This window comes from Kurthia senegalensis, assembly GCF_000285595.1.
GTDB classification, from domain to species: Bacteria; Bacillota; Bacilli; order Bacillales_A; family Planococcaceae; genus Kurthia; species Kurthia senegalensis.
Genome location: NZ_HE611064.1, coordinates 474,934 through 488,776, shown reverse-complemented (window position 1 = coordinate 488,776; position 13,843 = coordinate 474,934). Strand labels below are relative to the sequence as shown.

Sequence of the window (13,843 nt, the reverse complement as noted above, 5' to 3'; positions counted from 1 at the left end):
AGATGGAAACATTAATAATGAAAATTCCAGTGTTCATATTAGTCCTCGTCCGTCTAAGTGCTTTTTTTGCAACCGTTCCATTTTTCTCATATAAGACGATTCCAATGCAAGTGAAAATAGGCACAGCTGCTTTACTCGCTTTCGCCATTGCTTCTTCTATGGAACCAGTTAATTTAGAAATTGACGGACAATATATTTTGCTCGTCATCAAAGAAGTGTTAGTAGGTTTGACGCTTGGATTGATTGCTTACATTGTGATGTCTGCGATTCAAATAGCCGGGGGATTTATTGATTTTCAAATCGGTTTTGCTATCGCGAACGTCATTGATCCACAAACGGGAACGCAAAGTCCACTTACCGGACAATTTTTTAACGTGATTGCTTTGCTACTACTGTTAACGGCAAATGGTCATCATGTGTTACTTGATGCAATTTATTATAGTTATCAATTTGCTCCTTTGACACAAACGTGGCCGCATTTAGCAGCAGAAAATACGACGATGCTCGTCATTAAAATATTTGCTGGAACGTTCGCGTTAGCATTTCAACTAGCGATTCCCATTGTTGCGACGGTTTTTTTAACCGATTTAGCACTTGGGATTGTCGCGAAGACCGTTCCCCAATTAAATATTTTTGTCATCGGGTTTCCAGTTAAAATTTTAGTAGCATTTATTACATTAGTCGTTATGTTTACTGTTATGTCGGAAGTAATGCAACGACTGTTCAAATTTATGTTCGTTTCGATGCGGCAATTTATGGAGATGATTGGTGTTGGGTAAATTAAATATATTTGTCACATTAGATCTTCAATTTTTTGCCGGTGAAAAAACGGAAAAAGCGACGCCTAAAAAACGTCAAGACTCTCGTAAAAAAGGGCAAGTGTTAAAGAGCCAAGATGTTACGAGTGCCATTGTACTACTATGTATTTTTCTTTATTTAACGTTTGCAGCGGGCTTTATGAAAGAAGATTTAATTAGTTTCTTTAGGGAGATTATTACGCACAATATGGCGACGAAAAGCATTTCGATTTCTTCTTTGATGGAATTGTATAAAGACGTGTTAATGCAAATGGGAAAAATATTATTGCCGATTTTCGGTATCGCGGTCATTGCTGCAATTGGTGCGAATTTTTTACAATTCGGTTTATTATTTACGACAGAAACGCTAAAGTTTGATTTGAAAAAATTGATCCTATAAAAGGGATGAAGCGTATTTTCTCTATTCGAGCAATCGTCGAACTGCTAAAGTCTGTTTTGAAAATTTCTTTAATCGGTACGACGACGTTTTCTATTTTATATTTTAATATTGAAGATGTGTTAAGTTTGTCACATAAAACACCGGGAGCTGCACTCGTTACAATCGCTAAGCTTGTTGCTTATATGGGGATTGCCGCAGCTGTCGTGTTGTTATTTATTTCTATTTTAGATTATATGTATCAGAAATTTGATTATGAAAAAAATCTACGAATGTCTAAACAAGATATTAAAGATGAATATAAAAATGTCGAAGGGGATCCGCTGATTAAGTCTAAAATTAAGCAGCGGCAACGAGAAATGGCGATGCGTCGTATGATGCAAGAAATTCCAGATGCAGACGTCGTTATTACGAACCCAACCCATTATGCAATCGTTTTAAAATATGATGAAGACGAAATGGATGCACCGAAAGTTGTTGCAAAAGGAACAGATTTTGTTGCACAAAAAATAAAATTAATTGCGAAAGAAAATAATGTCGCAATGGTTGAAAATAGACCGCTTGCTCGAGCGATGTATGATCAAGTACAAATTGGTGGCCGCATACCAGAAGAATTTTTTAAAGCAGTCGCTGAAGTACTAGCATATGTTTATCGAATGAAGCGGAAGATTTAGTTAGGGAGGGACAACGATGAAATTTAGCGATATAGGAGTTTTAGCTGCCGTAATTATGATTGTGGCGATGCTAATTATCCCTCTTCCAACATGGTTATTAAGTTTCTTAATCATTATTAACATTGCGTTAGCATTACTCGTTTTGTTAACGTCTATGAATATGAAAGAGGCACTTGAATTTTCTATTTTTCCAACGGTTCTATTGTTACTTACATTGTTCCGTTTAGGATTGAACGTATCTACAACACGTGCCATTTTAAGTGGTGGGGAAGCAGGAAACGTCGTAGAAACATTCGGTACATTCGTGGTAGGTGGAAATATTATTGTCGGGTTCGTTGTATTTATTATCCTCGTCATCATTAACTTCCTCGTTATTACGAAAGGTTCGGAACGTGTATCTGAAGTAGCAGCACGTTTCACATTAGACGCAATGCCCGGGAAACAAATGGCAATTGATGCTGATTTAAATGCAGGCTTAATTTCTGAATCACAAGCTCGTGAACGTCGCGAAAAAGTTTCAGGAGAAGCCGATTTCTATGGTGCGATGGACGGTGCGACGAAATTCGTTAAAGGGGATGCCATTGCAGGGATTATTATCGTCATCATTAATATTTTAGTCGGTATGGTCGTCGGCATTATGCAAATGGATATGTCATTTGGTGATGCGATTAACCGATTTACGATGTTAACAGTCGGTGATGGTTTAGTATCTCAAATTCCAGCTTTAATTATTTCTACTGCAACCGGGATCGTCGTTACGCGTGCAGGTTCGGACGGAAATTTAAGTACGGACATTATGCGCCAACTACTAGGGAATGCGAAAATTTTGTACATAGCAGCAGGAACAATTTTCTTATTAGGTTTAGTGACACCAGTAAGTGATTTAGTGACAGCACCGATTGCTTTACTAATTGCTTTTCTAGCCTATCAACAAAAACAATCCTCCAAAGAGTCCATTGAGGAGCAAGAGGAAATTGAAGAAGAAGTCGTTACCGATAACTTGAAGAGCCCTGAAAATGTTGTGAATTTATTGAACGTTGATCCAATCGAGTTTGAATTTGGATACGGATTAATTCCGCTCGTTGATGCAGCGCAAGGCGGAGACCTTCTTGACCGCGTTGTTATGATTCGACGTCAATTGGCACTTGAACTCGGTATCGTTATTCCAGTCGTACGTATTCGAGATAACATTCAGCTTCAACCGAATGAATATCGAATTAAAATTAAAGGGAACGAAATGGCTAAAGGCGAGTTATTGTTAGACCATTATTTAGCTATGAGCCCTGGAGAAGATAATTCGATTGAAGGTATTGATACGATCGAACCATCATTTGGTTTACCGGCGAAATGGATTACGGATCAAGTGAAAGAAGAAGCAGAAATGCTTGGCTACACGGTCGTTGATCCACCGAGTGTGGTTTCAACACATTTAACGGAAATTATTCGTGCGAATGCTTCTGAATTACTCGGACGCCAAGAAACGAAACAATTAATCGACCACTTACACGAAGCATCACCAATTTTAGTAGAAGAGCTAACGCCAACTCCGATGTCTATTGGTGAAATTCAAAAAGTGTTATCGAAATTGTTAAGCGAAAATGTATCGGTACGTAACTTGCCGATTATTTTTGAAACGTTAGCAGATTACTCAAAACTCACTTCAGACGTAGATGTGTTAACAGAATATGTTCGTCAGTCGTTAGCACGCCAAATTACTGCACAATATGTTGGAAATGAACACGAGTTGAAAGTATTAACGGTTTCTGCTGGTATTGAGAAAATGATTGCAGACAGTATTCAACAAACAGAGCATGGGAATTATTTGGCGATGGACCCACAAATGTCGCAGTCTATATTAGAAGCGATGTCAAAAGAAATTGAACGAATTGCCTTTTTCGAACAATCACCTGTTGTTTTATGTTCACCAGCCGTTCGTATGTACGTTCGTCAATTAACAGAACGGTACTTCCCACAAGTTCCGATTCTTTCGTATAATGAATTAGAAGCATCGATTGAAATTCAAAGTGTCGGAGTGGTGAATGTAGAATGAAAATGAAGAAATATACAGCAGAGTCAATGACGGAAGCGATGGCAAAAGTACAACGTGATTTTGGTGAAGATGCCATGATCGTTAGCTCAAAAGCTATTTATTCAAAAGGCTTCTTAGGAATGTTCAAAAAGAAAAACTATGAAATTGTAGTCGGTGTTGAGCCACTTACGATGCCACCTAAAAAAGTGGAAACGTCATTTTTTACGAAAGAAGTAACGAATGTAGAAATGATCGAACAAAATAAAATGAATACATCAATGAACCAAATTCAAGATGAAATTGCTTCATTGAAAAAGTTGTTAAAAACACAAAGCAGTTCGGCTGTTTCAGTTCAATATCCAGAAGTATTGAAAAAAGTAATCGACCAAATGGAAAACCAAGAGTTAGACAAAGAGCTTGTCACATCAATTAGTGATGAGCTTTTTGACATCTATAAAAACAGTCGAGAAGAATTGTCAGAAGCACAAATGAAGCGTTTTGCGAAAATGGCACTACGACAAGCGTTGGACGGAGTAGAGATGAAGGGAATCTCGTATGAGAAGAAATACATTAACGTACTTGGCCCGACAGGCGTCGGGAAAACGACGACTATTGCGAAGATGGCTGCACGTGCTGTACTTGAAAAAAGAAAGAAAGTCGGATTTATAACGGCGGATACGTATCGAATAGGTGCTATTGAACAGTTGAAAACGTATGCAAACTTATTACAAGCTCCTGTAGAAGTTATTTATTCTTATGATGACTACAAACTAGCGAAAGAAAAGCTTTCAGATTGTGATTTTATTTTCATTGATACGGCGGGTCGAAATTACCGCGAGTCAAAATATGTAGATGATGTGACAAAATTAATCGAATTAAATGAGGATATGGAGAATTTTTTAATTCTTTCTATTACAGCGAAACAGCGTGATATGGAAGCAATCATTGAACAATTCTCAGCATATCCTATTTCAAAATTTATTTTTACGAAGCTAGATGAGACAAATACTATTGGTACAATAGTCAATTTAATGGTTAAATATAATAAAGGACTTGCTTACTATACGAATGGGCAAGAAGTTCCAGAAGATATTGTAGAAGCATCTCTAGATAAAATAATTGAATTAGTTTTTCAAGGAGAATAACGTATGCGAGACCAAGCAGAAAAATTACGCTTAAAAATGGAGAATCCGAAGCTAGCAAGGTCCATTGCAGTTGTTAGTGGTAAAGGTGGCGTTGGTAAAAGTAATTTTTCAACGAACTTTTCATACAACTTATCTAAAAGGGGGGCGCGTGTCCTCATTATGGATATGGATATCGGTATGGGGAACGTTCATATTTTATTAGGTGAAAGTACTCAACATGCGCTTTCGGACTATTTGCTAGGCAATTGTGGGCTCGAACAGCTCGTGAAAAGCTACCTCCCAAACTTAGATTACATAAGCGGTGGCTCTGCGATGACCTCTATTCTTGATTGGAATGATTTAATGCTTTCGCGATTATTAAATGCTTTTGAAACGTTGCAAAATGCATATGACTATATTGTGTTTGATATGGGAGCAGGTGCAACAGAGTGGACCCTTCAATTAATCGAAGCAATTGACGATATTATCGTTGTTACGACAACCGAGCCTACAGCGATTATGGATGGGTATTCTATGGTAAAATATATTCATATGAATTGTAAGGACAAAAACATGTATATTGTTGTTAATAGGTCTTTAACATTAGAAGATGGTAAATTTGCCTTGAAAAGAATAAAAAATACGGCATTTCATTTTTTACAAGAAAATTTAAAGATTTTAGGATCTATACCTGAAGATATGAATGTTCGTAAAGCTGTACAGCAACAAAAAATATTTTCCGTATTATACGAGAAAACAGCAGCGACAAAAGCATTGCAAGATATCGTTGAAACGTATGTATTAGGACAAGAAAAACGACAGATGATTTAACGATGCAATCGAACAAGTTTATGGGCACATTAAAAAGTATGTTTAATAAGGGGCGTAGATAACGATGATCGGGGCAAAAAAACTATTAATTGTAGACGATTCAGCATTTATGCGTAAATTAATTAGTGATTTTTTTGTAGACGTGCCAGAAGTTGATGTAGTTGGCACCGCAAGAAATGGAAAAGACGCATTAGAAAAAATAAAAAATGGCAGCCAGATGTAGTGACGTTAGATGTTGAAATGCCTCAATTAAACGGTTTGGAAGCATTAAAACTGATTATGGTAGATTGCCCGACACCTGTCGTCATGTTATCGAGTACGACAAAAGCAGGGGCAGAAATTACGGTAGAAGCAATGGCGAATGGCGCTGTAGATTTTATCGCAAAACCGAGCGGAACGATTTCCCTTGATTTGCATAAAATAAAAGATGAACTCATTCGAAAAGTTATTCAAGCAGCAGCTGTTCCGGTCTCTAAACTACAAAAAAACACATCGTTGCGAAATATGATTTCGAAAAAGACAATGATGGAAAAATATGTAGAGCCGAAAAGAACGTTATCGGTCCAACAATCGAAGCCGATGATGCATAGCTCTAATAAGAAACTCGTATTAATCGGTACTTCAACAGGAGGACCTCGTGCACTGCAAGAAGTCGTGACGAAAATTCCTAAAACGATTGATGCACCGATTGTCATCGTACAACATATGCCAGCGGGTTTTACAAAATCGTTAGCAAATCGATTAAATCAACTTTCAGAAATCACGGTTAAAGAAGCGGAACATGGCGATATTTTGCAAGCGGGTCACGCGTATATTGCACCGGGTGGTTATCATATGAAACTGCAAAAGACCGGTGCGGTTATGAGTGTGAAATTAGATAATATCGAAGCTCCAAGGGGCGGACATCGACCTGCTGTAGACGTACTGTTTGAAAGTGCAAGTGCTATAAAAGAATTAGATAAAGTAGCAGTCATTATGACAGGTATGGGTTCTGATGGAACGAAAGGCTTGCAACGGTTAAAAGAAACCGGTCATGTCGTTGCTATTTCAGAATCTGCTGATACGTGTGTCGTATATGGCATGCCGAAAGCTGCTTTTGAAACAGGACTAGTGGATGATGTAGAAGATGTGGATGATATTGCGCAAGCAATCATGAAATATATTCCATAAGGGAGGCATAAGGATGGATACAAACCAATACTTAGAAGTATTTATCGATGAAAGTACAGAACATTTGCAATCATGCAACGAGAATTTATTAGCATTAGAGCAAAACCCACATGATTTATCAATCGTGAATGAAATTTTTCGAAATGCACATACGTTAAAGGGAATGTCTGCAACGATGGGGTACGAAGATTTAGCAGATTTAACACATAAGATGGAAAATGTGTTAGATGCGATTCGTAACGAAAAAATTAGTGTAACACCTGAAATTTTAGACGTCGTTTTTGAATCAATTGACCACTTGGAAGCGATGATCGGTGATATTTCTGCTGGCGGAGACGGGAAACGTGATGTAACAGAAACAGTCGGTAAACTAAAACGTATTGAAAACGGGGAACCAGTTGATGCTGCGACAGCAAAAGCGCCTGCAGAGGAACAAGTAGTTTCAACAGATGCAAATACACAACTCGTTTATGATGACTTTGAAAAAACGGTGATTGAACAATCACATGAGCAAGGGTTTGAAACGTATGAAATTACCGTTACGTTACGCGACGATTGTTTATTGAAAGCAGCACGTGTATACATGGTATTTGAAGCGCTAGAAAAAGCAGGAGATGTTATTAAGTCATCGCCAGCAGTCGAACAATTAGAAGCGGAACAATTCGATACGAACTTTTCTGTAGCGTTCGTTACGAAAGGGGATATTTCAGAAGTTGAGAGCGCTTTAAATAAAGTATCAGAAGTCGAACACATTGCGATTAAAAAGCTTGAAGCGACATATCTAGCTGTAACAGAAGAAGTCGAAGAAGCAGAAGTGGTCGCGGCGAAAGTGCCTGCTGCTATTTCTTCTGAAAAAGCAGTCGAAGATAAGCCGAAACAATCAACTGCTAAAACGACACATGCAACGAGTAAAACGATTCGAGTGAACATCGAACGTTTAGACATTTTAATGAATTTATTTGAAGAGCTCGTTATTGATCGTGGTCGCTTACAATCGATTGCGGCAGAGTTAAACCATACAGAATTAAATGAATCTGTTGAACGTATGTCACGCGTATCAAGCGATTTACAAAATATTATTTTGAATATGCGAATGGTGCCTGTTGAAACGGTATTTAACCGCTTCCCTAAAATGGTGCGCCAACTGTCACGCGATCTACACAAAAAAATACATTTAGAAATTGTCGGTGCAGAAACAGAACTTGATCGTACAGTTATTGATGAAATTGGTGATCCACTCGTACATCTTATTCGTAATTCATTAGATCATGGAATTGAAAGTCCAGAAGTTCGACTTGCGGCAGGGAAGCCGGAAGAAGGACGTGTCGAATTACGTGCGTACCATAGCGGTAATCACGTCTTCATTGAAATTGAAGATGACGGTGCAGGAATTAATAAAGAACGCGTATTAAGTAAGGCGATTGAAAAAGGAATTGTCACACCAGAAAATGCCGAGAAATTAACGGACAATCAAGTGAATGAATTAATTTTAGCTTCAGGATTCTCTACAGCGGAAGTTCTTTCAGATATTTCAGGGCGTGGTGTCGGTTTAGATGTTGTAAAATCAACAATCGAATCACTCGGTGGGAATATTACGATTGAATCAGAAGAAGGAAAAGGTTCTTTATTCTCAGTTCAACTACCACTGACGCTATCGATTATTTCAGTTATGTTAGTCGAAGTAGAGCAAGAAGTTTATGCGATTCCATTGTCATCTATTATTGAAACATCGATTATTCGCAAAGCGGATATTATGAATGCACACAATCAAAAAGTTATTGATTTCCGTGGAAAAGTTGTACCACTCGTATTCTTGGAAGAAATTTTTGAAGTGCCTCGCAGTGAAAAAGTCGAAGATGAGTTCCATTCGATCGTCATTGTACGTAAAGGCGATAAAATGGCAGGCTTAGTCGTCGATTCATTTATTGGACAACAAGAAATTGTTTTAAAATCACTAGGGAATTATTTAACGAATGTATTTTCGATTTCTGGAGCAACTATTTTAGGTAATGGACAAGTCGCTTTAATTATTGATTGCAATGCACTTATTAAATAAGAGGGGTGTTTGAAATGACAGAAAATATAACAATGGATGTTGAAGTAATGAAAGTAATCGTCTTTCAACTAGGCGATAAAGAATATGCCTTACCTGTTGAACAAGTACAAGGCATTGAAAAAATGATGCATATTACACGTGTTCCAAGAACGGCACATTACGTTAAAGGTGTTATTAATTTACGTGGTGTCGTGACACCGATTATCGATTTACGAGATCGTTTTAATGTACAGTCTTCTGTAGCAAATGAAAATACGCGCATTATTATTATTTCTGAAGAAGATATGGAAGTTGGTTTTATCGTAGATGCAGCGAATGATGTGATGGACATTCCGACAGATTCGATTGAGCCTCAACCAGAAGTCGTCGGTTCTTTAGAAGAAGAATATATTTCGGGTGTCGCTAATATCGGCAACCGTTTATTGATTTTATTGAATTTAGAAAAAGTGTTAAGCATCCTTAAATAAGAAAGGGTTTTGAAGATGGATATGAAGGAAACGATTACTTCTTTCCATTTAGATGTCTTGAAGGAAATTGGTAATATTGGTGCTGCGCATGCAGCAACAGCTCTTTCAGCGTTATTAACTCAAAAAATCGACATGCACGTTCCGAAAGTAGAGATGGTTTCTTTTAACGATATGATGGAACGAGTAGGTGGAGCAGAGACGTTTGTAACGGGGATTTATTTACGGATTGAAGGGGACGTATCAGGTGGAATGTTTTTCATTATGCCTGTAGAGCAAGCGAGTCATTTTATTCGTCAACTCATTCATGAACCTCAATTTGATTTTGCGAATGAACCGTCTGACTTAGGGCAATCAGCGATGCAAGAGATGGGGAATATTTTATCAGGTTCGTATTTATCTGCTCTTTTAGATTTTACGAAACTGAAGCTGTATCCAACGCCACCTGCATTAGCGAGCGACATGTTCGGCGCGATTATTAGTGCAGGATTAATAGAAGTTTCTCAAGTAAGTGATTACGTTATCGTTATTGATACGTCGATCGTAACTGAAGCGGATCAAAATCGAGAAGAAGTTAGCGGCCACTTTTTCTTAATTCCAGATCCAGATTCTTTTGAAACGATTTTTAATTCGTTAGGTGTTACGTAAATGCTTACGAGCGTAGACGTTGTAAAAGTTGGGATTGCTCAATTAGACATAGCGACTACAACACAGCGAATTCGGACATCAGGTCTTGGATCATGTGTAGGTGTCGTTTTATACGATGAAATAAAGCAAATTGCGGGGCTCGTTCACGTCATGTTGCCGGATTCATCTCTTAGTCGAGGAAATCAGCTGACCGTTGCCAAATTTGCTGATACAGGAGTGCCAGCTTTAGTACAAGAAATGCAAAAAAAAGGTGCAAGTACATTTCGTTTAAAAGCGAAAATTGCCGGCGGTGCACAAATGTTCCAATTTACATCAAATCAAGATTCGATGCGCATTGGACCACGAAATGTCGAAGCGGTAAAAGTACAACTGAAAAAATTAAATATTCCACTTTTAGCGGAAGATACAGGCGGCAACAGTGGGCGAACGATTGAATTCAATCCACAAACGTCTAAATTACAAATACGTACAGTGAACCAAGGAGTGAAGGACCTATAATGGCAGGATCATTTTATATGAATTGTTGGGCTACACTCGGTTCTTTTGCAATTTATTTTTTATTAATTTTTCAAACGGCTCGAACGCCAGTTGAAATTTTAACACAATCGTTTATCGTGGTATTGATTGTGTTTGTGATGACATTTATCGTAAGATTTTTAATCGGTTATGCATTTTTCACACCACAACTAGAAGAGACAGATACAAAAGAACCAATGGAATCTGTTGAACAGCATGAAGGAAAAACCGTCACGATCGAGAAGGATTCATTGCAAGGAACACAAGCGGAAGAAGTAGCGCAAGTCGTTCAAACATTAATGGCACAAGAAAAATAATTTATTGTAAGGAGGCTTTATTTATCGCCATCTACTCGCTATGTGTTTTAGATGTTCTAAAATACAATTGTGAAGAGGTTGTGACATAGATAAAACCTTCTTTTTTTGTTGTAGACGCCCATTCCAATCTATTGCATAAATTTGTTATAATAAGGATATATTATAATGTAGTATTTCAAATGGGGAGGGTATGAAGATGAAAACAACTTCAGCAGAAGAACAAAAGTTGTGGGAAAGTTGGAAAGTCGACCGAGATCCTCATGCTGGTGATGTACTTATGCGTAAGTACAAACCACTCGTTTCTTATCATGTGCAACGAATCGCAGTAGGATTACCCAAAAGTGTATCAAGGGATGAGTTAAACAGCTTAGGAATGATGGGTTTATTCGATGCGTTAAATAAATTTGATCATTCAAGAGATTTAAAATTTGATACATACGCCTCTTTCCGTGTTCGTGGAGCTATTATTGATGGACTTCGTAAAGAAGATTGGCTACCACGTTCGGCAAGGGAAAAAGCGAAGAAAATGGACGCTTTAATCGAATCGATGGAACAACGATTGCAACGTCACGTAACACCAGAAGAAGTAGCAGAAGAACTAAACATTTCAGTAGATGAAGTGTATCAAACGGTCAAAGAACACTTTGCTTCAAATATCTTATCGATGGATGAGCAGCTACAAGACGAAGAATCGGACGCTAAAACGTATTCCATTCGAGATGATTCTATTAAGACGCCAGAGCAAGAAGCGATGCAAGCAGAGTTAATAGAAGACTTATCTGCGAGTATTTTAAAATTGAATGAAAAAGAACAGCTCGTATTAAGTTTATTTTATACGGAAGAAATGACGTTGACTGAAATTGGGGAGATGTTGGAGCTTTCAACATCACGTATTTCTCAAATTCATTCGAAAGCTATTTTTAAATTAAGGAAGTTATTAATAGACGAAGTTCAAAGCATTTAATGAGGAGGGCTATGGATGTCGTTAAAAAGTGTAGAACTACAAATTGCACTACCTAAAACGTTTGATGCAGGGAAAATGGCAGACAATGCGCAACAGCTCGTTCATGGCAATCAAGCGATGGCTCAAATGGCAACAGAGAGACAAGTACGTAAAAATCGATTAACCGTTTTACATTTAGAAGAGACCGACTCGATTGATGATGAACATCCACATAAAAATCGTGAGGGGTCTTTAGAAAAAGAACAGCATTCGAAAGAACAAAAACAACGAACACAGGAGCTTCCTGCACAGCATCCGTTTAAAGGAAACTTCTTTGATTTTAGTGGTTAGGGGCTTTGGAACAACATGAGCATTATTGTAGTAATACTTGTCATTACACAATGTTTAACATTTTACTTTCTCGTTCTATTAGGGCTAAAAATAGCACGCTTTAAAGATGTAGAACAAAAACAGCAGTTAATGAAAGATGATATGGACAATGCGATCGGCGTCTATTTAGCGGAGATGAAAGACGAAAATGATCGCTTACTTGAAGAAATTAAAAAAATGCAGGTACAGGTGAGCAAAGTACCGGTGAAAGAAATCGCCGTTGAACCGAAAAAACAAACGGCACCAGTCGAACAAAAAGAATGGACTGTGGCTACGAGTAAACCAAATGAAACGAAACCATTTGCTGCACCTAAAGCATATGCGAAAAAAGCGTATCAAAAAACGGCTGCAACGAACAGTCCAGAACCGGCTTTGACAGATCGAGAAAAAGCACAAAAAATGTACAAAGAAGGTTCAACAATTGTTGATATTGCGAAAGCTTTACAGCGCGGAAAAACAGAAGTAGAACTCCTGTTGAAATTCCAAAAGTAATTCGCATAAAACAGTTGCTAGGTGTTTCAACCTATGGTATATTAACAAATAGTGTTATCATTACACACGCACTCTGATATGTGGAGCGGTGCTTTGATTAATCAAAGTTCTCTACATAAGTGATGAATGCGGAGGAAAATAAAATTAGAAAACCTTTAGGAGGAAACAAATCATGTCAGTAATTTCTATGAAACAATTACTAGAAGCTGGTGTACACTTCGGTCACCAAACTCGCCGTTGGAATCCAAAAATGAAAAAATTCATCTTTGTTGAACGTAACGGTATCTACATCATCGATTTACAAAAAACAGTTAAAAAATTAGAAGAAGCTTACAAATTCATGCGTCAAGTTGGCGAAGAAGGCGGTAAAGTTCTTTTCGTTGGTACTAAAAAACAAGCTCAAGAAGCTATTAAAGAAGAAGCTGAACGTTCAGGTAACTACTACATTAACCAACGCTGGTTAGGTGGTACATTAACTAACTTCGGTACTATTCAAAAACGTATCGCTCGTTTAAAAGAAATCGAACGTATGGAAGAAGACGGTATTTTCGAAGTCCTTCCTAAAAAAGAAGTTGTTCAACTTAAAAAACAACATGAACGTCTAGTACGCTTCCTTGGCGGTATCCGCGACATGCAAGCTATCCCTGACGTAATGTTCATCGTTGACCCACGTAAAGAACGTATTGCTGTTGCAGAAGCACACAAATTAAACATTCCTATCGTGGCTATGGTTGATACTAACTGTGATCCAGATGAAATCGATTACGTTATTCCATCAAACGATGACGCAATCCGCGCCGTAAAACTTATCACTGCTAAAATGGCTGATGCTTTAATCGAGTCTAAACAAGGTGAAGAAGAAGCGCAAGTTGAAGCAAAAGAAGAAGCTTCTGCTGAATAATTTCTGGTTTTAGAAATAGGTGATAAGCGGATAACCCCTCTTATCACCTTTTTTTGAGAGAAAAATAAAATTTTTATTTGCATAGGAGGAACTA

The 13,843-nt window shown here is 37.8% G+C and carries 13 protein-coding genes and 2 pseudogenes; all 15 read left to right on the top strand.

What is annotated here, in order from left to right:
* The first annotated feature begins 2 nt into the window (after positions 1 to 2).
* The 15 genes and pseudogenes from fliR (at position 3) to rpsB (ending at position 13,749) form a co-directional block, all read left to right on the top strand.
* A complete protein-coding gene (gene fliR / locus KSHG_RS02755) occupies positions 3 to 779 on the top strand; it encodes a flagellar biosynthetic protein FliR (protein ID WP_010301481.1) in 777 nt (258 codons plus the stop codon).
* A pseudogene (flhB, locus tag KSHG_RS15975) lies at positions 772 to 1,868 on the top strand (flagellar biosynthesis protein FlhB). The gene fliR and the pseudogene flhB overlap by 8 nt, the downstream one beginning before the upstream one ends.
* A 16-nt stretch (positions 1,869 to 1,884) precedes the next feature.
* On the top strand, positions 1,885 to 3,918 hold the full coding sequence (gene flhA / locus KSHG_RS02745) for a flagellar biosynthesis protein FlhA (RefSeq protein WP_010301472.1): 2,034 nt from the start codon (positions 1,885 to 1,887) through the stop codon (positions 3,916 to 3,918).
* A complete protein-coding gene (gene flhF / locus KSHG_RS02740) occupies positions 3,915 to 5,042 on the top strand; it encodes a flagellar biosynthesis protein FlhF (protein WP_010301470.1) in 1,128 nt (375 codons plus the stop codon). Before flhA ends, flhF begins: the two co-directional genes overlap by 4 nt.
* 3 nt (positions 5,043 to 5,045) lie before the next feature.
* Positions 5,046 to 5,852 carry a MinD/ParA family protein gene (locus KSHG_RS15970; protein WP_010301465.1) on the top strand — a complete coding sequence of 269 codons (807 nt, stop codon included), beginning with the start codon at positions 5,046 to 5,048 and terminating at the stop codon, positions 5,850 to 5,852.
* A 64-nt stretch (positions 5,853 to 5,916) separates the two neighbouring features.
* Positions 5,917 to 7,022: pseudogene (locus KSHG_RS15965) on the top strand (protein-glutamate methylesterase/protein-glutamine glutaminase).
* Positions 7,023 to 7,035: 13 nt separating this feature from the next.
* Positions 7,036 to 9,078 (top strand): chemotaxis protein CheA, encoded by a 2,043-nt coding sequence (locus tag KSHG_RS02725; RefSeq protein WP_010301462.1) that lies wholly within the window; start codon positions 7,036 to 7,038, stop codon positions 9,076 to 9,078.
* 14 nt (positions 9,079 to 9,092) lie between these two features.
* Complete coding sequence (locus tag KSHG_RS02720; RefSeq protein WP_010301459.1) at positions 9,093 to 9,545, top strand: chemotaxis protein CheW; 453 nt, start codon at positions 9,093 to 9,095, stop codon at positions 9,543 to 9,545.
* 15 nt (positions 9,546 to 9,560) lie between these two features.
* Positions 9,561 to 10,190, top strand: a complete 630-nt coding sequence (locus KSHG_RS02715; protein WP_010301455.1) for a chemotaxis protein CheC — start codon at positions 9,561 to 9,563, stop codon at positions 10,188 to 10,190.
* A complete protein-coding gene (locus tag KSHG_RS02710) occupies positions 10,191 to 10,688 on the top strand; it encodes a chemotaxis protein CheD (RefSeq protein ID WP_010301452.1) in 498 nt (165 codons plus the stop codon).
* A complete protein-coding gene (locus KSHG_RS02705) occupies positions 10,688 to 11,023 on the top strand; it encodes a hypothetical protein (RefSeq protein WP_010301449.1) in 336 nt (111 codons plus the stop codon). The genes KSHG_RS02710 and KSHG_RS02705 overlap by 1 nt, the downstream gene beginning before the upstream one ends.
* A 196-nt stretch (positions 11,024 to 11,219) precedes the next feature.
* A complete protein-coding gene (locus tag KSHG_RS02700; RefSeq protein WP_010301447.1) occupies positions 11,220 to 11,987 on the top strand; it encodes a FliA/WhiG family RNA polymerase sigma factor in 768 nt (255 codons plus the stop codon).
* 15 nt (positions 11,988 to 12,002) lie between these two features.
* Complete coding sequence (locus KSHG_RS02695) at positions 12,003 to 12,317, top strand: hypothetical protein (protein WP_010301444.1); 315 nt, start codon at positions 12,003 to 12,005, stop codon at positions 12,315 to 12,317.
* A gap of 15 nt (positions 12,318 to 12,332) precedes the next feature.
* Positions 12,333 to 12,848, top strand: a complete 516-nt coding sequence (locus KSHG_RS02690; protein WP_010301440.1) for a DUF6115 domain-containing protein — start codon at positions 12,333 to 12,335, stop codon at positions 12,846 to 12,848.
* 172 nt (positions 12,849 to 13,020) lie between these two features.
* The gene (gene rpsB / locus KSHG_RS02685; RefSeq protein ID WP_010301437.1) at positions 13,021 to 13,749 is read left to right on the top strand and encodes a 30S ribosomal protein S2; all 729 of its coding nucleotides are present in this window, start codon (positions 13,021 to 13,023) and stop codon (positions 13,747 to 13,749) included.
* The last annotated feature ends 94 nt before the right edge of the window (positions 13,750 to 13,843 follow it).